The organism is Streptomyces morookaense (genome assembly GCF_013030945.1).
Lineage (GTDB): Bacteria > Actinomycetota > Actinomycetes > Streptomycetales > Streptomycetaceae > Streptomyces > Streptomyces morookaensis.
Genome location: NZ_JABBXF010000012.1, coordinates 140,708 through 159,405, shown reverse-complemented (window position 1 = coordinate 159,405; position 18,698 = coordinate 140,708). Strand labels below are relative to the sequence as shown.

At 71.9% G+C, this 18,698-nt stretch carries 20 protein-coding genes; 6 read left to right on the top strand and 14 right to left on the bottom strand.

Translation table 11 applies throughout. The features are described from left to right. Positions 1–17: 17 nt before the first annotated feature. Positions 18–1,622 (bottom strand): FAD-dependent monooxygenase, encoded by a 1,605-nt coding sequence (locus HG542_RS07555; RefSeq protein WP_171079299.1) that lies wholly within the window; start codon positions 1,620–1,622, stop codon positions 18–20. A 210-nt stretch (positions 1,623–1,832) separates the two neighbouring features. Between HG542_RS07555 and HG542_RS07550 the strand changes: the two genes are divergently transcribed. Next, positions 1,833–2,846, top strand: coding sequence for a methyltransferase (locus HG542_RS07550; protein WP_171079298.1), 1,014 nt, complete (start codon positions 1,833–1,835; stop codon positions 2,844–2,846). A 70-nt stretch (positions 2,847–2,916) separates the two neighbouring features. Here HG542_RS07550 and HG542_RS07545 read toward each other — a convergent pair whose 3' ends face one another. Next, positions 2,917–3,432, bottom strand: a complete 516-nt coding sequence (locus HG542_RS07545; RefSeq protein WP_171079297.1) for a flavin reductase family protein — start codon at positions 3,430–3,432, stop codon at positions 2,917–2,919. A 212-nt stretch (positions 3,433–3,644) separates the two neighbouring features. On the opposite strand from HG542_RS07545, the gene HG542_RS07540 reads away from it, so the two are divergent. The 3 genes from HG542_RS07540 (at position 3,645) to HG542_RS07530 (ending at position 7,305) form a co-directional block, all read left to right on the top strand. Then, a complete protein-coding gene (locus tag HG542_RS07540) occupies positions 3,645–4,976 on the top strand; it encodes a lysine N(6)-hydroxylase/L-ornithine N(5)-oxygenase family protein (RefSeq protein WP_171079296.1) in 1,332 nt (443 codons plus the stop codon). A gap of 109 nt (positions 4,977–5,085) precedes the next feature. Next, positions 5,086–6,435, top strand: coding sequence for an FAD-dependent oxidoreductase (locus HG542_RS07535; protein ID WP_229922601.1), 1,350 nt, complete (start codon positions 5,086–5,088; stop codon positions 6,433–6,435). A gap of 117 nt (positions 6,436–6,552) precedes the next feature. Then, positions 6,553–7,305 (top strand): SDR family NAD(P)-dependent oxidoreductase, encoded by a 753-nt coding sequence (locus HG542_RS07530; RefSeq protein WP_171079294.1) that lies wholly within the window; start codon positions 6,553–6,555, stop codon positions 7,303–7,305. 109 nt (positions 7,306–7,414) lie between these two features. Here the strand turns inward: HG542_RS07530 and HG542_RS07525 are convergent, their stop codons facing one another. Then, positions 7,415–8,647, bottom strand: a complete 1,233-nt coding sequence (locus HG542_RS07525) for an FAD-dependent oxidoreductase (RefSeq protein ID WP_218039010.1) — start codon at positions 8,645–8,647, stop codon at positions 7,415–7,417. A gap of 162 nt (positions 8,648–8,809) precedes the next feature. On the opposite strand from HG542_RS07525, the gene HG542_RS07520 reads away from it, so the two are divergent. Continuing rightward, entirely contained in the window at positions 8,810–9,562 is a 753-nt protein-coding gene (locus HG542_RS07520; RefSeq protein ID WP_171079292.1) for an SDR family NAD(P)-dependent oxidoreductase, read from the top strand. A gap of 55 nt (positions 9,563–9,617) precedes the next feature. Further along, on the top strand, positions 9,618–10,472 hold the full coding sequence (locus HG542_RS07515) for an LLM class flavin-dependent oxidoreductase (RefSeq protein ID WP_171079291.1): 855 nt from the start codon (positions 9,618–9,620) through the stop codon (positions 10,470–10,472). Positions 10,473–10,590: 118 nt separating this feature from the next. On the opposite strand, the gene HG542_RS07510 is transcribed toward HG542_RS07515, so the two are convergent. From HG542_RS07510 to HG542_RS07460, 11 genes are all read right to left on the bottom strand, one after another. Continuing rightward, positions 10,591–11,784, bottom strand: a complete 1,194-nt coding sequence (locus HG542_RS07510) for a nucleotide disphospho-sugar-binding domain-containing protein (protein WP_171079290.1) — start codon at positions 11,782–11,784, stop codon at positions 10,591–10,593. Between the two features lie 193 nt (positions 11,785–11,977). Continuing rightward, positions 11,978–12,865, bottom strand: coding sequence for an NAD(P)-dependent oxidoreductase (locus HG542_RS07505; protein ID WP_171079289.1), 888 nt, complete (start codon positions 12,863–12,865; stop codon positions 11,978–11,980). A gap of 17 nt (positions 12,866–12,882) precedes the next feature. Continuing rightward, positions 12,883–13,194 (bottom strand): antibiotic biosynthesis monooxygenase family protein, encoded by a 312-nt coding sequence (locus tag HG542_RS07500; RefSeq protein ID WP_171079288.1) that lies wholly within the window; start codon positions 13,192–13,194, stop codon positions 12,883–12,885. Further along, the gene (locus tag HG542_RS07495) at positions 13,184–13,516 is read right to left on the bottom strand and encodes an antibiotic biosynthesis monooxygenase family protein (protein WP_171079287.1); all 333 of its coding nucleotides are present in this window, start codon (positions 13,514–13,516) and stop codon (positions 13,184–13,186) included. Before HG542_RS07495 ends, HG542_RS07500 begins: the two co-directional genes overlap by 11 nt. Next, positions 13,513–14,265 carry an SDR family NAD(P)-dependent oxidoreductase gene (locus HG542_RS07490; RefSeq protein ID WP_171079286.1) on the bottom strand — a complete coding sequence of 251 codons (753 nt, stop codon included), beginning with the start codon at positions 14,263–14,265 and terminating at the stop codon, positions 13,513–13,515. Before HG542_RS07490 ends, HG542_RS07495 begins: the two co-directional genes overlap by 4 nt. A gap of 64 nt (positions 14,266–14,329) precedes the next feature. After that, the gene (locus HG542_RS07485; RefSeq protein ID WP_171079285.1) at positions 14,330–14,791 is read right to left on the bottom strand and encodes an anthrone oxygenase family protein; all 462 of its coding nucleotides are present in this window, start codon (positions 14,789–14,791) and stop codon (positions 14,330–14,332) included. 10 nt (positions 14,792–14,801) lie between these two features. Next, a complete protein-coding gene (locus HG542_RS07480) occupies positions 14,802–15,266 on the bottom strand; it encodes an SRPBCC family protein (RefSeq protein WP_171079284.1) in 465 nt (154 codons plus the stop codon). A 60-nt stretch (positions 15,267–15,326) separates the two neighbouring features. Beyond that, entirely contained in the window at positions 15,327–16,559 is a 1,233-nt protein-coding gene (locus HG542_RS07475; protein WP_171079283.1) for a ketosynthase chain-length factor, read from the bottom strand. Next, positions 16,556–17,845 carry a beta-ketoacyl-[acyl-carrier-protein] synthase family protein gene (locus HG542_RS07470; protein WP_171079282.1) on the bottom strand — a complete coding sequence of 430 codons (1,290 nt, stop codon included), beginning with the start codon at positions 17,843–17,845 and terminating at the stop codon, positions 16,556–16,558. Before HG542_RS07470 ends, HG542_RS07475 begins: the two co-directional genes overlap by 4 nt. Continuing rightward, the gene (locus HG542_RS07465) at positions 17,842–18,276 is read right to left on the bottom strand and encodes a cupin domain-containing protein (protein ID WP_171079281.1); all 435 of its coding nucleotides are present in this window, start codon (positions 18,274–18,276) and stop codon (positions 17,842–17,844) included. The genes HG542_RS07470 and HG542_RS07465 overlap by 4 nt, the downstream gene beginning before the upstream one ends. Beyond that, complete coding sequence (locus tag HG542_RS07460) at positions 18,273–18,608, bottom strand: TcmI family type II polyketide cyclase (protein ID WP_171079280.1); 336 nt, start codon at positions 18,606–18,608, stop codon at positions 18,273–18,275. The genes HG542_RS07465 and HG542_RS07460 overlap by 4 nt, the downstream gene beginning before the upstream one ends. Between the last annotated feature and the right edge of the window lie 90 nt (positions 18,609–18,698).

The following is an 18,698-nucleotide window of genomic DNA, read 5'->3' as shown; positions in this document are numbered from 1 at the left end:
CCGCCGGTGCCGTGCCGTCAGGAGCCCTGGCAGGCCGCCCGCGCCAGCACGTCGGCCATGACCTCCTGCGGATCCGCGGCGGGTTCTGCCGCGCGCCAGGACACGAACGCGTCCGGGCGGACCAGCACGGCCCCGCCCGGGCCCACTCCGTACGCCGCCGCCCAGTCCCGGTCGACGGGCAGCAGTCCGCCGGATGCGCCGAGGGTGACGGTGCGCAGAGGTATGCCGAGCTTCTCCGCCACCGGCTCCGCCGCCTGCGCCCAGGCCGTGCCCCCGGGGCCGGTGAGCAGGACGTAGGAGTCCCAGAACAAGTCGATCGTGGAGATCGTCTCCGAGCCGCGGCGCAGCCACACGTGCGGCGCCCGGGTCCCGGGTTCGCCGGCGAGTTCCAGCTCGGGGCTGAGCACCCGGGCCCCGGGCTCGGCGAGCACGGACGCGGACCGGTACCGGTAGCCGAGGGTGATGATCACATCGTCCACGAAGTCGGCCCGGTCCCGGTCGGTGGCGTGGCCGTGCCGGATCCGGTTGCGGACCAGGGCCTGTTCCGACATGGCCGTACCCAGCGGACGCCGCTCGGCGTCGTAGGTGTCCAGCAGCGCGTCGGTGCCCCAGCCCTTCAGCACCGCGGCGAGCTTCCAGGCGAGGTTGTGGGCGTCGTGGATACCGGTGTTGGCGCCGAACCCGCCGGCGGGCGGGTGCACATGTGCGGCATCCCCGGCGAGGAACACCCGGTGCACCCGGAAGGTCTCGGAGACCAACTGCGCCCCGCGCCAGGGCACTTTGTCCACGATTTCCACGTCGATGTCCCGCCCGGCGGCCTGCCGCACGATCTCCACGCACCGCTCGTCGGTGAAGTCCTCCGGCTTCTCGCCCTTCTCCGGGAAGAAGAGCGGCGCGGCGAGCCACGGGTCGCGGCCGTGCAGGCGGGACAGCCCCATCAGGCCTCCGCCCGCGGAGGCGTAGCACAGGATGAACTTGCGGCCCTTGAGCAGCTGTTCCAGTTCGGGCGCACGGAAGTAGACACTGAGTGCGTTGAAGACGGTGCCGCGCCCGGTGCGGCGCACTCCGAGGGCCTCCCGGGTGCGGCTGCTCGCCCCGTCGGCGCCCACGAGGTAGTCCGCGCGGACGGTGTACCGGCGGCCGTCCCGGACTTCCTCGACGACGGCGGTCACGCCCTCGTCGTCCTGTTCGAAGGAGACCAGCCGGGACCCGAAGCGCACGTCCGCGCCGTACTCCTCGGCCTTGGCGACCAGCACTTTCTCGTACCGGTCCTGACCGCACCCCATCACCCGCTCGGGGCTGACCTCGGGGCCGTCCAGCGACGGCACCTCCAGCACCTCCGCCTCGTCGATGTCGGCGTAGGTGCGCACCTTGATGATGCCGCCCTCGAAGTAGGGATGCGAGTCGCCCATCTCCAGCGCCCGGATGTCCGGGCCCAGACCCGCCGCCCGGAACAGCTCCATCGTGCGGGCCTGCAGGCCCGGGGCCCGGGGCAGGGTGGAGGTGTCGTCCCGCTTCTCCAGGACCATCGTCCGCAGCCCGTGCCGTCCCGCGAACAGGGCGGTGGCCAGCCCGACGGGGCCTCCGCCGACGATCAGCACCGGGATTCTCACGTCATACATGCATGTCCCCTTGTCCCCTCCGGGTGGACCGATCGGAACCCGCGCGAAACCGGCGGGGCGTCAGGATGAAACCGCCGGCGCCTCAAGCGGTGCTGGAGAACCGCCTGTCACCGGTGTGGCGGTTTCTCGAGGGGAGCTCAACCCGGCTTTGCCAAGGTCCCGGCAACCCTGTGGCACCAGGCCACGGTCGGTGCCGGAAGGAGCCTGCACATGACCAACACCATGCCCGATGTGAGCACCCCGGCCGGGATCATCCGGTTGGGCAACATGTTCTGCGATGCGAAGGCGCTGCTGACCGCAGTGGAACTGCGTCTGTTCACCGTGCTGCACGACAAGGGCCCGTCCACCCGGGAGGAGATCCGCACCGCCCTCGGGCTGCACGGGCGGGGACTGTCCGACTTCCTCGACCTGCTGGCCGCGCTGGGCCTGCTGGAGCGCGCCGAGGGCCGCTATCGCAACAGCCCGGGCGCGGATGCCTTCCTCGTCCACGGCCGGCCGGGCTACGTGGGCGGCTTCATGGAGCGTTCCAACCGGAATCTCTACCCGGCGTGGGGCCGGCTGGCCGAGGGGCTGCGGACCGGGCAGCAGCAGTCCGGCAGCGCCTTCGACCAGGTCACCCGGAATCCGGAGATCCTGCGGCAGTTCGTCGGCATGATGGACGCGCTCACCAACGTGGTGGGGCCGGAGCTGGCCCGGACGTACGACTTCTCCGGCCACGCCTCGGTGCTCGATGTGGGCGGCGCACGGGGCAATCTGTGCTCCCTCATCGTCCGGGCGCACCCGCACCTGACCGGGCACGTCTTCGACCTGCCCGCGATGGAGCCGCTGTTCGACGAGAAGGTCGCCGAGTACGGGCTCACCGGGAAGGTCTCCTTCACCGGCGGGAACTTCTTCGACGACACGTTGCCGCACGCGGACGTGGTCACGATGGGGCACGTCCTGCACGACTGGGACCGTGAGCAGCGTGCGGCGCTCGTCGCCAAGGCCTACGAGGCGGTCAACCCGGGCGGCACCCTGCTGATCTACGACCGGATGCTCGAGGACGAACCCGACCACATCGAGAACCTGGTGATCAGCCTGGACATGCTGCTGGTCACCGACGGCGGTGAGGAGTACCCGATCTCGGAGATCACGGCGGTCGCGGAGAAGGCGGGATTCGCCGGCACCGAGGTGACGCCGCTCAGCGACTACGACACTCTGGTGGTCTGCCGCAAGGGTGCCTGAGCACCACGAAGCCGGGGTGCCCGCCGCATCGGGCACCCCGGCTTCGTGGATTCCGTCCGTCCCGGCCGGCTCACGGGGCGGGGAACGGCCAGTCGGCGTACGCCCGCAGACCGTGGAGCAGCGGTGGACGCCCCGGCCGCAGCAGGAGGTGGACCGCCTTGCCGAAGACCACGGTGTGGGTGCCCGCGAGGTGGGTCGTGTCCACCCGGCAGTCCGCCACCGCGAGTGCGTCGGCGGTCAGGCACGGTCCGGCTCCGGTGGGGGAGTCCGACCAGGTCGTCACGTCGAAGCGGTCCTGCCGGCCGGAGCCGAACAGCTCCGCCGCCGCCCGCGCGGCCGTGTGCAGCAGGTTGACGGTGAACGCACCCGAGGACAGCACCGCGTCCAGGGTGGCGCTGCCGTTGCGGAGGCAGACCAGCAGGGTCGGCGGCTCCAGGCTGACGCTGCACAGCGAGGTGCAGGTCATCCCGTGCGGGGTGCCGTCGGTGCCGTACGCGGCCACGACGGAGACACCCGAGGGGAAGCGGGCCATCATCGACCGGAATCCGGCGCTGTCCACCAGCTGAGTGGGCGGTGAGCTGCTCATCGCTCGTCCTTTCCGACAGAGGCGGCGAGCATGCGGTGCACGCCTCCAGAGCCACTAGCGGAAGGCTCGACGCGCGCGGGCCCGATGCCACGAGTGCGGCACCAGCGCCGGGCGAGCGGGCCGCGAGTGTCGCGCGATGCGTACTGCCGACCCTTGATCCGGCAACACGTCGGCCCGCCGGGAGGCGGCGGATGCAGTCCGGGAGGAGAGGGATGAGCGAGCAGCGCCAGTGCCCCGTCGGGGCGACTCCGGAGCGGTCCGACCGGCCGCCTCACCACGCAGTGGCGGGCATCGGTGCCGGGCCCGCCAATCTGAGCCTGGCCGCACTGGGCGAGAAGGTGGTACCCGGCGGCGTCCACCTCTACGAACGACGCCCGGCGCCGGCATGGCACCCCGGTCAGCTGAGCGAGGGCAGCAAGCTGCAGACGTCCTGGGTCAAGGACCTGGTGACCCTGGTCGACCCGACCAACCGGCTGTCCTTCCTGAACTACCTGGTGTCCAGCGGGCGGTTGTACTCGTTCTTCAACGCCCAGTACGCGGAGATCCCGCGGCTGGAGTTCGCGCGGTACCTGGCCTGGGCCGCCGGCGAACTGGGCACGATCCACTGCAGTACACCCGTCGAGTGCGTCTCCTACGCCGACGACGGCTCGGGCGGCGGGCGGTTCGTCCTCAGCGGCCCGGAGGGGGTGGTGGCGACCGCGGACCATGTGGTGCTGGGGCTCGGCACCCGGCCCCGGGTGCCCGCGTGCTTCGAGGATCTGCAAGGGGCGCGCGGGCTCGTGCTCGCCGAGCGGCTGCAGACCCGGCTGAGCGGGGCGGCGGTGCTGCCCTACCAGCCGGCGCTGGTCGTGGGGGGCGGCCAGACGGGGGCCGAGTGTGTGCTGATGCTGATCCGGCACGGCTTCCGCGACGTGCGCTGGATCGGCCGGCGCAACTGGTTCGCGCCCATGGACGATTCGCCCTCGGCCAACGACTTCTTCCGGCCCACGTACCTGAGGTTCTTCCACGGGCTGCCGGAGGAGGTGCGGCGGCGCTACGTCGCACAGCAGCAACTCACCAGTGACGGCATCTCGTTGGCCACGCTCCAGGAGGTCTACCAGCTCAACTACGAGACGTACCTGCGCGAGGGCCGCCATCCGGTGATGCTGCTGCCCGGCCGGGACGTGGTCCGGGCCTCGCGGCGCGACGGTCAGATCGCCCTGTGGTGCGAGCGGGACTGGGGAGGCCGGGAGCGGCACGCCGCGCCGTTGGTGGTGCTCGCCACCGGCCGGGAACCGGCCGGACTTCCGCTCGCCCCCGGGCTGGCGGCGCTGATGGAATCGGACGAGTCGGGCCGGCCCCTGCTGGAGGCCGACTACTCGGTCCGCTGGAAGAACGCCGAGCGGAACCGGCTGTACCTGCAGAACCGCAGCCGGATCGGCCATGGCATCGCGGACCCCAACCTCAGCCTGCTCGCGGTGCGTTCGGCGACGATCCTCAACTCGGTGCTGGAGCGGACCGCCTATGTCGTCCGTGACGAGCACGTCAGCACTGCCTGGGCCTGAGCGCCAGGGCGGGCCCATCTATCTCTTGACAATCAAGCATCTTGAATGCCAAGCTAATTTTGCTTGGTCGTCAAGACATCCGCGAACGCAACGGACCACGGAGGCACATGTGAAGGACACCACTACCCCCCACGTCATCGTGATCGGCGGTGGTACGGGCGGCCTGTGCCTGGCGCACGGACTCAAGCGCGCGGGCGTCAGCGTGCGCGTCTACGAGCGCGACCGCACTCGCGCCGACGGAGTGCAGGGCTACCGGGTGGGCATCGACCCGGACGGCAGCCGGGCGCTGAAGGCCTGCCTGTCCCCCGATCTCTTCGACACCTTCGTCGCCACCTGCGCACGTACGGCGAGCTACTTCTGCATCCGCACCGAACAGCTCAAGGAATCCCTCACCCTCGAACTCCACCCGCCGACCGACCCGGTCAACAGCGAGAAGTCGGTCAGCCGGATGACCCTGCGCCAGGTGCTGGTCACCGGAGTGGAGGACGTGGTCGAGTTCGGCAAGGTCTTCACCCACTACGAGCAGAACGACGACGGCACGGTCACCGCCTTCTTCGAGGACGGCACCTCGGCCACCGGTGACGTGCTGGTGGCCGCGGACGGCAGCAACTCCCGGGTGCGGCGCCAGTACTTGCCGCACGCCACGGTCCAGGAGGCCGGCGTCATCGCCGTGACCTGCAAGGTCCCGCTCACCGACGAGTCCCGGGCGCTGCTGCCCAGGGAGGTCACACAGGGCATCGGCCTGGTGATGGCCCCCAGGGGCTACACCTGCATCCTGCACACCATGGAGTTCCCCTGGGACCGCGAGGGCGAGCTCAAGCACGGCATCGGCAACACCGACGCCGAACTCATCAAGAACTGGCCGGGCCTGCTCTACGACAACACCCGCGACTACATCAACTGGGGCTTCAACGCGGCCACCCGCCAGTTCCCGTCCGACGTGATGCAGATGCGCGGCAAGGAACTCATCGACCTCGTCCTGCGCATGACCCCGGGCTGGGCGCCCCAGCTGCACCAGCTGTTCCGCATGGGGGACCCGAGCACCTGCTTCCCCATCAAGGTGCACACCACGGAGCCCGTTCCCCAGTGGCGCACCACCAACGTGACCCTGCTCGGCGACGCGATCCACACCATGACCCCGGGTATGGGCGTCGGCGCGAACACGGCGCTGCGCGACGCCGCGCTGCTCACCAAGAACCTGACGGCGGTGAGCAAGGGCTCCATGACCCTGCACGACGCCGTGCACGACTACGAGACGCAGATGGTCGAGTACGGGTTCAAGGCGGTGCTGGACTCGCGCAAGAACTTCAGCGGCGACCAGGTCGTGCACCGCGATGTCCTCGGCCGGGTGGCGCTGGTGGGCATGAGGGCCGGCCTGTGGGCGCTCAACCATCTGCCGCCCGCCAAGCGCAAGATGGCCGACAAACTCTACGAATACCGCGGTGGCGAGCGGGAGTAGCACGCCCGGCATGGCCCACCGCCATGCGTCACCTCTGCGCACCATGCACCACCACACGGCACGTCACACACGTTCAGCAGGCGCGCACACGCGGGCCTGCCGGTAGGAGAGGCAACAATGGATCTGGGACTGCAGGGCAAGCGGGTACTGGTGACCGGAGCGACCCAGGGCATCGGCAAGGCCACCGCCCAGGCGTTCGCCGCCGAGGGAGCCCGCGTCGTCATCACCTACCACTCGGCCCCTGCCAAGGCCGAGCAGCTGGTCGAGGAACTCGGCGGCGGGGAGCGGGCGTACGCGGTCCCGCTCGACCTGAACGACCCGGATGCCATCGCCGCCGGAGTCCGGGCCGCCGAGGAGCGGTGGGGCGGCATCGACGTCGTCGTCGCCAACGCCCAGACCTGGGTCTGGGTCGACCCCGACAAGCAGCCGCCGCTGGAGGACCTGCCGGTCGACGAGTGGTTCGCCACGATGCGGGCCAACGTCGAGGGCCACATCCGCACCGTCCGGCACACGCTGCGCGGCATGCGCGAGCGGGGCTGGGGCAGGGTCGTGCTGCTCTCCTCGGTCACCGCGCAGACGGGAATGCCCGGTTCGGAGATCTACAGTGCGGCCAAGTCGGCACTGCACGGCTTCGCCCGCGGTCTGATGTGGAACAGCGACGGCATCCTCGTCAACGTCGTGGCCCCCGGTGGCACGGTCACCGAGCAACTCGCCAACGTGGACCCCAAGCTGATCGAGAAGAGCATCCAGGAGACCCCGAGCGGACGCCTGACCACGGCGGACGAGGTTGCCCAACTCATCGTGTTCCTGGGCTCGGCGGGCAACGGCAACATCAACGGCGAGGTCATCCACACCGCCGGCGGCCGCTGACCCTCCACCGTCCTCCCGGCCCACGCCGCCGCCGGACCGCCAGGCCGCCCCGGTATTCCCCCGCCCGGGGCGGCCCGGCGGTCGGCGGCGGCCGTGTTCCCGCACGAGGCTAGTTCCCGTGCTCCCCGGCGCCCGCGACGGCGTCCACCTTCTTGATCGACCAGCGTGCGATCCGCAGCGACATCTCCACCCCTTCGGTCGCGTACACGGCCATGGCCTTCTGGTACTCCGCCACCGCATCCGCCGCGTCCCGCCCGCCCCGGTCCACCGCCGCCAGTGCCCCGGTCAGCGCGGCCGCGTCCCTCACCGCCGTGTTGGCGCCCACGCCGCCCGACGGCGGCATGGTGTGCACCGCGTCCCCGAGCGGGACCACGGGGAAGGTGTCCCATCCCGTGACCGGCACCTGCGCCCTCAGGGCGACCCCGAAGGACAGGTCGGCCCGCGCGTGGTGGAAGAGGCCGCGCAGCCCCGGATGCCAGGCGGCGGTCCGGTGCGCCGCGAAGCGGCACAGCCCCGGCCCGTCGAGTGCGAAGAACTCCTGATCGGAGATGCCGAGGTCGTCGCGGTGCACATTGAGCACCACCATGTAGTAGTCGCCGGAGTCCGGCAGCTCCAGCCCGGGCCACAGCCGGGCCGCGGCCTGCCGGGGAGAGCTGCGGAAGGACATCGGCATCAGACCGAGATGGCTGTCCGCCCCGATGACATAGCTGAAGCGGTCCTGCAACGGCTCCGGCAGCCCGGCACGCACGGCGTCCTCGCGGGCGATGCGCGAGAACACCGTGCGCACCCCCAGGTCGGTGGGCCGGCTCGTCGGCAACAGCCGGCCGCGCACCTGCGAGTTGGCTCCGTCGGCGGCCACCAGGACGTCCCCCTCGGCGGTGCTGCCGTCGGCGAAGCGCGCCGCCACCCGCCCGCCGGGCAGGTGTTCGCACCCCACGACGGTCCGGCCGAAACGGACCCGGTCCTCCAGCCCGGCCAGCAGGATCCGGCGCAGTATGTCCCGGTCCACGGCGTCGACCCTGTCGGGCCGGTCGCCCCGTGGATCGTCGAACTGCGGCGTCCACTGCGGCCGCAACTGCTCGTCGTAGGCGTCGAGTCCGTTCTCCCCACGCCGGTGGCCGGTCACCGTCAGCAGCTCCTGCAGGGCCGGGGGCAGGCAGGCGCGCAGCGCGGCCTCGCCCTCCGGGCTGATCCTGAGCCGGTAGCCCTGCTGCCGGGCCCCGGCGGCGGTGTCCCGCTCGTAGACGGTGAAGTCCACTCCGGCCTTCCGCAGCCCCTGTGCCAGGCAGAGGCCGCCGATGCCTCCTCCGACGATCAGGACCCGGATTCCCCTGCCGCCCATGGGCATGCACACTCCTTCGTCGCACGGCGAGTTGTGCGCCCACTGTGGGCCGGGGCACTCGGGGTTCCCTGGAGCGCGCCGGGGATCCAGCGGGAATGTACGGGCGCTCGAGAAGCCGGCCGCACAGTGTCCGCAACCACGCGAAACCACCGAGAGGTGCAGATGGCCATCAGCCTGAAGGGCAGAAGGGCCCTGGTGACGGGCGGCAGCCGGGGCATCGGACGGGCCACGGTCCTCGCCCTGGCCGGAGCCGGTGCCGAGGTGATGACCTGTCACCGGCAGCCGGGCGGGCACGCCGAGTCGCTGCGCCGGGAACTGGCCGCGCTGCCCGGCACCCACCATGTCGTACGCGCCGACCTGAGCGATCCCGGGCAGGCGGGGCAGCTGGCCCGGTGTGCCGCGGACGCCTTCGGACACCTCGACGTTCTCGTCAACAACGCGGGGGTCATCCACCAGGTGCCCTATCCCGGGCTGACGCCGGGGGAGTGGCAGCGGACCGTCGCCACCGGGCTCACCGCCCCGTATCTGCTGGTCCAGCAATGCCTGCCGCTGCTGAGGCCGGGAGCATCGGTCATCGGCATCGGATCCCGGGCCGTCGACATCGGGGTCCCGGGCCGCGCCCACTACACCGCCGTCAAGGCGGCGCTCACCGGCCTCACCCGGTCACTGGCCCGGGAACTCGGCCCCCAAGGCATCCGCGTCAACATGATCGCGCCCGGCATCGTCGAGACCGAGACATGGCGCGAACTGCCCGACGAGCAGCAGGAAGCCATGCGACGGCGCTACGCGGATCTGATCGCGCTCGGCCGGACCGGCAGGCCCGACGAGGTGGCACATGCCGTCCTGTGGCTGGCCAGTGACCTCGCACGCTACGTGACCGGCTGCACCGTGGCCGTGGACGGCGGACTGTGCTGACCGCGGCCGACGGCTTCGCACTCCCTCGCACCGACCGACAAGGAGCTGAACAGGCATGGAATTCGGGTTGGGTCTGCCGACCACGGTCCTGGACAAGGACGGCCCCGCGCTGACGGCGTGGGCCCGCCGCGCCGAAGAGGCGGGGTTCGCCAGTCTGGGCGTCATCGACCGCCTGGTGTACGACAACTTCGAGCCGCTGACCTCGCTGGCCGCCGCCGCGGCAGTCACCGAGCGGGTGCGGCTCACCACCGGCATCCTGATCGCCCCCTACCGGACCCAGACGGCGCTGCTCGCCAAGCAGGCGGCCACCGTCTCGGCGCTCTCCGGCGGCAGGCTGGTCCTGGGCGTCGCCGCGGGCGGCCGTGAGGACGACTTCCGGGCCGTGGACGCCGCGTACCACGACCGGGGACGCCGGCTGGACGGGCAGCTCGCGGAACTCCGTGACATCTGGCAGGGCAAGGGCCCCGTGCCCGGCATCGGGCCCCGCCTCGCGGAAGGGCAGCCGCCGCTGCTGGTCGGCGGGCATTCACCGGCCGCGATGCAGCGGGCAGCCCGGTTCGGCGACGGCTGGTTCTGCGGAGGCAGCTCCGCGTCGGGCTACGGCGAGCTCGTCGCCCGCGTCCACCGGGCCTGGCAGGACGCGGGCCGCACCGACAGGCCACGCCTGGTCGCCCTGGCGTACGCCGCGCTCGGCCCCGACGCCCTGCAGACGGCCCAGGAATACCTCGGCGACTACTACTCCTTCGCCGGACCCGTCGCCCAGCGCATCGCCTCCATGGCCCTCACAGACCGCCGGGCACTCGTGGACCTGGCGCAGGGCTACGCCGAATCGGGCTGCGACGAGCTCATCCTGATGCCCTGCTCGGCGGACCCGGGCCAGCTGGAGGCGCTTGCGGAGGCGGTGCTCTGACCGTCCGGCCGGAGCCGCGTTCCGCCGGCACCGCACCGTCCGTCACACGACCAGGGGCCACCCGCGAATACATCGCGGGTGGCCCCTGGCGTGCGGGGCGCCGGTCACCGGCCGCCGGTCATCGGATGCCGCCGCCCGGGACGGGAACCGACCGCTGCAGGCGGGTGACAACCTGGGCGGGCGTCGGCCGGGCGAGCATCTCGGCACGCAGTTCCCGCGCTGCCGAACGCGCCGCCGGGTCCTCCAGCAGCTCCCTCACCTCGGTGTGCAGCCGCCCGGGGACCGCCTCGGCCCGGCCGAGTACCCGGCCGGCACCGGCAGCCGCGACCCGGCCGGCATGTCCGGTGTGGTCCGGCAGCTGCGGCACCAACAGCATGGGGACGCCGGCGCGCAGCGAGGTCAGCACCGTGCCCGCGCCGCCGTGGGCGACGACGAGGTCGGCCGAGGGAACCAGGGCGTGCAGCGGAACGTCCACCACCACCCGCACCCCTGCCCCGGGACCCCCCGCGACGAGCTCCGGCTCCAACAGCCCGTACTGTGCTGCCGACACCGCCAGGACCACCTCCACGTCCGGGCCCGGCAGCGCTGCGGCCACCTGCCCGGCGAGGAAGAGGCGGGGATCGATCCTGGCCAGGGTGTGCCCCCACGTCACCAGGACCCGTCGCACTCCGGGAGCACGGCAGGGCAACGGCGGCTGCGGCACGCCCCCGTACCCGTTGTACGGGACGTGGCGCACGGCCAGCCGCGGCCCCCGTGGTCCGTCCTGAAGGGCATCGGGACAGGGGTCCAGGGTCAGCGCGCCCGACGCGTCGAATTCCGCGGGCTCGATCCCGTGGCGCTCCAGCAACGGCGCGACCACCTGCGGCAGCAGCGCGTCGGCCCGCGCCAGCAGATCCGTGCCGTACAGCATCCGGATCGCGGGCACCCCGGCCGCCGCCGCGGCCACCGGACCGGCCAGTGCGGTCGGTTCGTGGACCACCAGGTCCGCACGCCAGTCGCGGGCGAGCTCCACCAGACCGTCGGTCATCGCTGCGGCCAGTGCCTCCAGCATCCGCAGCGCGCGGGGGCCCTTGCCGTCCGGGGCCGCCGGCGTCCCGGCCGTGGGCGGCAGCACATAGCCGCTCACCATGCCGACCGCGTCGACGTCCTCGCCCACCACCGCGGCGGGCAGACCGGTCCGGTCGAGCTCCGGCTTCAGCCCCGGCTGGCTCGCCACCAGTACCTCGTGGCCCGCCGCCCGGAAGGCGGAGGCCAGCGGCACCAGGGCGTACAGGTGCGAGGGCCAGGCCCACGTGGTGAACAGTACGCGCATGACTCGCCTCAGCCCCTTTGTGACGGACCCTCATATGACGGCGGCGGATCCGCCGTGAACCGACGGTGGGCCGGACTGCTCGCACCCGCCTCGTACTCCGCTCGACCCGCAGGGCGGCCGGGACCGCCCAGGCACGGTGAGGGCCCTTCCCCGCCGGCCGGAGGAAGGGCCCTCACCACCGCGGCGCGAGCGGTCAGCCCGCGTGCCCGCGGCCGGTTCCCTGGTGTTCGACGATGACGGAGGCGTCCTTCGCCCCGTCACCGGCGGCGACCACCGCGGCGAACCGGTCCCGTACCGTGTCCAGGACCGTCAGCTCCAGGCCGCTGTCCCGGGCGGCGGCCGTGGCGACGCGGATGTCCTTCTCCATGAGATCCGCGCGGAAGAAGGCCGGTTCGTACGTCCCTCGGCGCATCAGCGCCGCCCGGAACCGCATCACCGCCGAACTGAAACCCGAGTCGGCGATGGTGCCGATGACGCGGTCCCGGTCCAGCCCGGCGGCGACCCCGTAGGCGACGGCCTCGGCCATCGACGCGACCTGGGCACCGAGCAGCAGATTCAGGATGAGCTTCATGCTCGTCGCCGTGCCCGGCGCTCCCAGGCGGGCCACCTGGGAGCCCCCCAACGCCTCCAGCACCGGTTGCACTTCGTCCAGATCCCGCTCCTCCCCGGATACCAGGACCCGCAACTCGCCCCGACGGGCCTGCAGGGGGTTGCCCACCACACAGGCCTCCACCCGGCGCAGCCCCTTGCCGGCGAGGCGCTCCGCTGCCCGGCGGGCGTAGCCGGGGGACACGGTGGACGTGTCGACGACAACCGCGCCGGGCTCCAGCACGGGGAGGACCCGGCCGAAGAGCACCTCGTCGACGGCCTGTTCGTCGCTCAGGCTCAGCAGCACGACCCGGTGGCCCGCGGCCGCGTCCTCCGGAGAGGCCGCTTCCCGCGCCCCGGCCCGTACCAGTGGTTCGGCCTTCGCGGCAGTGCGGTTGAAGACGGTGAGGCGGTAACCGCTGTCCAGCAGCCGGTGCGCCATTCCGCCGCCCATGGCGCCAAGGCCGATGAACGCCAGCTGACGATGATCCATGACGGGACAACTCCTCCTCAGTACGCGGCCTCGACTTCGTACACGGCGAACGGGACGGGAGTGCGGGTGTCGCGGAACGGACGCAGCGGCGCCGTGTCGCCGCGGTGGCCGCCTCCCTGCTCCCAGCGCCGGAAGGCGGCCATGGACTCCCAGCGGCTCATCACGGCCAGGGCCGTGGGGTCGGCGGGGCTGCGCAGCAGCTCGTTGCCGAGCAGGCCGGGCACCCCCGCCAGTCGTTCGCTCACCAGGTGGTAGGCCGCCCGTACCGCGGCCAGCTGCTCCTCGTCGTGCGCGGCCTGGTAGACGAGGACACGGACCTCAGCCGGCACGGCCGACCGTCTCGTCGGCCGCCGTGCCGTCCAGGTGCGCCACCAGCTCCATGGTGTGGAAGGCGCCGCTGCGGCGGAACGGATGCAGTGTGGCGCGGTGTTCCAGGTGTGCGGGGCTGTTCTCGAACTCCCGGAACCGTGCCTCGTCCACCCAGTCGCTGACGATGTAGTAGGTGTTCTCCTCGTCGGTGGCCCGCGCCAGGGACTGGCCGAGGTTTGCGGGGTGCCCGGTCACGACGGTGCCGCCTGCACGCCAGACCCGTTCGAAGGCGGCCTCCTTGCCCGGCTCTATCTCCATGCGGAGCATCACCCGGAACGTCATGAGATCCCCCCGTCGACGCCGACGGTGCTGCCGGTGACGTACCGGGACAGGTCGCTGGCCAGCCAGAGCACGGCGCCCGCGACCTCCTCGGGAGTGCCCAGCCTGCCGAGCGCGGTCTTCGCGCCGTAGCGTTCGGTCATGAGCGTGCGCTGCTCCTCGGGCAGGGCGTGGAAGTTCTCCGTCTCGATGACCCCGAGGGCGAGGACGTTGAAGCGGATGCCCTTCGGGCCGAACTCCTTGGCCAGCGAGCGGTTCAGCCCGACCAGGGCCGCCTTGGTCGCCGTGTAGTGGGCACGCAGCGGGATGCCCGCTTCGACGGAACGGGAGCCGATGCTCATCACCGACGAGCCCTCGCCGAGCAGCGGCAGCGCGTGCTGGATCACCAGATGGGCGCCGGTGACGTTGGTGTCGAAGATGCGCTGCCACTCCTCCAACGGGAGCTCGGCATAGGGTATGTGGCTGATCGCCCCCGCGTTGTTCACCACGACGTCCAGCCGTCCGAAACGGTCGGCTGCCTGTCGCAGCAGCTCGGCGACGTCGGCGGGCCTGCTGACATCGGCCCGCAGCACGTGGTGGTCGCCGCCGGTCTCCTTCAACTCCGCCTGGAGCGAAGCGACATGCTCGCTCTCGCTCCGGTAGCAGGTGATGACATCCACACCGGCCCGGGCCAGGGCCAGCACAATGCCCCGGCCGACGCCTCGTGTTCCGCCGGTTACCAGGGCCTTCTTGCCTCGGATTGCCAGATCCATGATTCCTCCGCAGTCGGGACGACGAACTGTGGTGACAAGGTGGGAAGGGGAAAGGGGACGGGTATCAGAGCAGTACGCCGAGGGCGGCGCAGTTCACCGCCAGCGCCGAGATGGTCAGCACGCTCCGCCTGCGGTTCCAGGCACCCCAGGCGCGGCGGGGATCCCGCGCCGCGAAGTCCGCGGGCAGGTCGTCCGGGTCGAGGGTGCGCATCCACCGGTTGACCGGAACGTTCCGGGTCACCGAGATGACGGCGGTTGCCGCGCCGAGCAGCGCCGCCACGGCGAACCCCGCCCGTGCGGCCGGCTCCGGCGCCAGGAACGCCAGCGCCGTGTCGCAGCCGATGGTGCCCAGCAGGCAGACGGGCATCGCCGGGTCGTAGCGGGTGCCGAAGAACGCGTGCGCGTGCACGTACCGGTCGGCGGGCAGGGAGGCGAGATAGGGGAAGCCGCCCAGCTGGGTGCCGAACAGCACTCCGGCGGCCAGCCCGTTGAGCAGCAGCGCGACGGGAGCGAGCAGGGCGAGCACGCGGCCCTCCTCAGGCGGCGAGGGCGCGCGCGGCGGCCTCGACCTTCTCCTTGATCAGTGCCATCTGCACCTTGGTGTTCCGGTTGAGGTGGTCGGTCATCGTCTCGTCGGTGGCCGGCGCCCCGGGCTTCATGTGGAAGTCCTGCACCCAGCGCATGCGCACGCCGCCACCGGGCTCCTCGGCGTACTCCCAGTGGATCTTCATGTAGGCGAACGGGCCGGTCTCCACGCGCTCCGCGTCCGCGGTACGGGTACGTGGGTCGCTGGTCCGGCGGGACACCCAGCTCCAGACCCGGCCTTCCTCGTCAGGGTGCATGGTGAGCCGGAACAGCACGGTGTCGCCGTCGCGTTCCAGCACCTCGGCCGAGGCGTACTCGCTGAAGAGGTTCGGCCAGTCGGCCACGTCGTTGGTCATCCGCCACACCAGGTCCAGGGGCGCGTCGATGACGATGTCGTTGTCGGTGTGTCCGGCCATCGTGGAATCTCCTCACTGTTGTCATCGCGGTGATGTGCACCGTGTCGTGTCCGGTCGGCCTCAACGTCCCAGTACCAGGGCGGAGGTGAAGCCGCCGTGGCCGCGTGCCAGGACCAGCGCGTGGCGCAGCGCGCACTCCCGGGGAGCGCCGGTGACCAGGTCGATCTCCAGCCCGGGGGCGGGACGGAGAGTGCCCGCGGTCGGTGGGACGACGCCGTCGCGCAGTGCCAGCAGAGCCGTCGCCACGTCCAGCGGCGCGCCGCCGCCGTAGAGCCGGCCGGTGAGCGTCTTGGGCGCGGTGACCGGGACGGCCCGCGCGCCGAAGAGCGCTGTGACGGCCTCCGCCTCGGCACGGTCGTCGGCCGGCACCCCGGCCGCGTCGGCGAAGACCACATCGATGTCGGCCGGGTCCAACCGGGCCGCACGCAGCGCCTGTTCGGCGACGCGCCGCAGTGCCCGCGGCCGGCTGCTGCCCGGTGGCGGATCGAACCCGGCGGCGTGGCCGAGCACCCTGCCGTAGCCGGGCCCCGCGCCGCGTGCCGTGGCGGCCGCGGCGCTCTCCAGGACCAGGATGGCCCCGCCCTCGCCGGGGACGTAGCCGCGGGCCCCGGCGTCGAAGGGCACGTAGGCCCGCTCCGGGTCGGTTGCCGTGGACAGCCGGCCGGTGGACAGCTGGGCGGTCAAGCCGTACGGGCACAGCGAGGCGTCGGTGCCGCCGGTGAGCACCAGCCTGGCGCCCCCGTCGGTCAGCCGCCTGGCCTGGGCGATGGCGTCCAGCCCGCCCGCCTGCTCACACGCCAGTACCCCGCAGGGGCCGCGCATCTTGTGCCGGATGGACAGCTGCCCGGTGGTGGCGGCATAGAACCAGGCGATCGACTGATAGGCACCCACCCAGGAGGGGGCGTGCTGGTACAGCGCCGTCATCTCCCGCTGCCCGAACTCCGTGCCGCCGGAGGACGACGAGGTCACCACGGCCATCTCGTACTCCGGAAGCCCCGCCGGGTCGACATCCGCATCCGCGAGTGCCTCCTCGGCGGCTGCGAGCGCCAGGTGCGTCCAGCGGTCGGTCTGGGAGACGAGCCGTTGCGGCCGCACCGCGGTCCCGGCGTCGAACCCGGGCACCTCGCCCGCGAGCCGCACCGGGTAGCCGGAGGCGTCGAATCGTTCGATCGCGGCGATCGCCGACTTGCCGGCGAGCACTGCGGACCAGTGTGCCTCCACCCCGATCCCGGTGGGCGCCGTGATGCCGATACCGGTGATGACCGGGGCCTCCTCGGCACGGGCGCTGTTCATGAGCCGCTCCTTCCGGCTGCAGCGGCCGCGCTGCCGTGCCGGGCCAGCAGCATCGCGGTCTGGAACCCGCCGAAGCCGCTGCCGACGCTCAGCACCACGTCCATCGAGTGGTCCCGCGCGGTGACCGGCACATAGTCCAGGTCGCACTGCGGGTCGGGGTGGTGGAGGTTGGCCGTGGGCGGCACGACCTGGTGCCGGAGCGCGAGGGCACAGGCCGCGACCTCGATGGAGCCGATCGCGCCGAGCGAGTGGCCGACCATGGACTTGATGGAACTCACCGGGATGTCGTACGCGTGCGCACCCAGGCTGCGTTTGAACGCGGCCGTCTCGTGCCGGTCGTTCTGCTTGGTGCCGGAGCCGTGGGCATTGACGTAGCCGACATCGGTGGGGTCGAGCCGGGCCCGGTCCAGGGCGACCGTGATGGCCTCGGCCATCTCCCGCCCGTCCGGTCTCAGGCCCGTCATGTGGTAGGCGTTGCTGCGCCCGGCGAAGCCGACGATCTCCCCGTAGATCCGGGCGCCGCGCCGCTCGGCGGCCGTGCGCTCCTCGAGGACCAGTACCGCCGAGCCCTCCGCGAGCACGAAGCCGTCCCGGTCCCGGTCGAAGGGGCGCGAAGCGTGCTCCGGATCGGCGTTGTTCGGGGTCGTCGCCTTGATGGCGTCGAAGCAGGCCGAGGTGATGGGGGACAGCGGCGCGTCGGTCGCACCGGCCACCGCCACATCCGCGGTGCCCTCCTCGATCAGCTGCACGGCGTGCCCGATGGAGTCCAGCCCCGAGGTGCAGCCCGTGGAGACGAGGGCGACCGGCCCCTCTGCGCCCACCTCCCAGGCGACCTCGGCGGCCAGGGTGCTGGGCACCATGTAGCCATAGAGATGGGGTACGCCGTACTCGTGGTCGACCAGCCACTTGCGGCCGCGGTCGCTGAGCACGACGTACTCCTCCTCGAGCCCCATGGTGCAGCCCACCGCGCTGCCGATGCTCACCGCGAGCCGCTCCGGCGGCAGGGCGGCGAGGTCCAGGCCGCTGTCGCGCACCGCTTCCCGGGCGGAGACCACCGCGAAGCAGGCGGCCCGGTCCATCCGCCGTACCTGCCGCGGCTCCAGGCCCGCCGCTGCCGTGTCGAAGTCGACCTCCGCGGCGACCTGCGAGCGGAACGGGGCCGGGTCGAACAGGGTGATGCGCCGGGTGGCGGTGCGCCCTTCGGACAGCAGACGCCAGAACGCCTCGCGGCCCACCGCGCCCGGCACCACGGCACCGATACCGGTGATGACGACCCGTCGGCTCACGGTGTCCCACCCACGTCCGGGGACGCCGCACCCGGCTGCCGGGTCGGTTCGGTGTCGACGTGCCCCAGCTCCGGGCGCGGCGCCAGCGGGGAGAGGTGGAAGGTGCACCGGGCAGTGCTGTCACCGGTGTTGACCAGCCGGTGACGGACCCCGATCGGCACCAGCAGCGAGTCGCCGGCGGTCAGGCCGACCGGCTCGTCGTCCAGTGTCATCCGCAGGTCGCCGCAGATGACGTGGATGAACTCCTCGGAGTACGGGTGGTAGTGCTCGGTGACGTGGTCGCCGGGCTCGAGCGTCAGGACGCCGCCGAAGCCGGAGGTGCACCCGACGGTGCGGGGGCTGAGGGTCACGCGGATGTCGCCGCCGCGCTTGGTGTTGGCGGCGACCGCGTCCGCACGGACCTTGACGACCCGGGTGTCGGCGTTCGTCACTGGAGCCGGCCTCCTTCCTTGGTCCAGACGTAGAAGGGCTCCGCCATCGCGTCCTTGGGCTCCTTCCAGCCGGGGTCGTAGGGCTCGACGCACTGCGCGAGGCGGGTGTTGATGTCCTCGTAGAGCGGGTGGCTGCGGGCCCGGTACAGATTGGGCGTGATGTCCTCGTCGGCCTCGACGAGATGGAAGTAGAGCCCGTGGAAGCGGAAGAGGGCCCGACGCGAGACGCCGATCATGTGCGGCAGTTCGGTTGCGTCGGATTCGGCGAAGATGCGGGCGATGTCGTCGGCCTTGTCGGGTTTGAGGCGGGCGACGATCAGACTGCGGTGCACGGCGTACCTCCCAAGGAGCCACGGACAGCATCAGATGCGGACGGTCGCACCACGGTCTGGAGAGCCGCTCGAAGACAGGTGCAGCTCCGG

Excerpts from the sequence above, each read along its gene's own strand:
- HG542_RS07555 (WP_171079299.1), bottom strand. The coding sequence starts at position 1,622 with ATGTATGACGTGAGAATCCCGGTGCTGATCGTCGGCGGAGGCCCCGTC.
- HG542_RS07550 (WP_171079298.1), top strand. The coding sequence starts at position 1,833 with ATGACCAACACCATGCCCGATGTGAGCACCCCGGCCGGGATCATCCGG.
- HG542_RS07545 (WP_171079297.1), bottom strand. The coding sequence starts at position 3,432 with ATGAGCAGCTCACCGCCCACTCAGCTGGTGGACAGCGCCGGATTCCGG.
- HG542_RS07540 (WP_171079296.1), top strand. The coding sequence starts at position 3,645 with ATGAGCGAGCAGCGCCAGTGCCCCGTCGGGGCGACTCCGGAGCGGTCC.
- HG542_RS07530 (WP_171079294.1), top strand. The coding sequence starts at position 6,553 with ATGGATCTGGGACTGCAGGGCAAGCGGGTACTGGTGACCGGAGCGACC.
- HG542_RS07525 (WP_218039010.1), bottom strand. The coding sequence starts at position 8,647 with ATGGGCGGCAGGGGAATCCGGGTCCTGATCGTCGGAGGAGGCATCGGC.
- HG542_RS07520 (WP_171079292.1), top strand. The coding sequence starts at position 8,810 with ATGGCCATCAGCCTGAAGGGCAGAAGGGCCCTGGTGACGGGCGGCAGC.
- HG542_RS07515 (WP_171079291.1), top strand. The coding sequence starts at position 9,618 with ATGGAATTCGGGTTGGGTCTGCCGACCACGGTCCTGGACAAGGACGGC.
- HG542_RS07510 (WP_171079290.1), bottom strand. The coding sequence starts at position 11,784 with ATGCGCGTACTGTTCACCACGTGGGCCTGGCCCTCGCACCTGTACGCC.
- HG542_RS07505 (WP_171079289.1), bottom strand. The coding sequence starts at position 12,865 with ATGGATCATCGTCAGCTGGCGTTCATCGGCCTTGGCGCCATGGGCGGC.
- HG542_RS07495 (WP_171079287.1), bottom strand. The coding sequence starts at position 13,516 with ATGACGTTCCGGGTGATGCTCCGCATGGAGATAGAGCCGGGCAAGGAG.
- HG542_RS07490 (WP_171079286.1), bottom strand. The coding sequence starts at position 14,265 with ATGGATCTGGCAATCCGAGGCAAGAAGGCCCTGGTAACCGGCGGAACA.
- HG542_RS07480 (WP_171079284.1), bottom strand. The coding sequence starts at position 15,266 with ATGGCCGGACACACCGACAACGACATCGTCATCGACGCGCCCCTGGAC.
- HG542_RS07475 (WP_171079283.1), bottom strand. The coding sequence starts at position 16,559 with ATGAACAGCGCCCGTGCCGAGGAGGCCCCGGTCATCACCGGTATCGGC.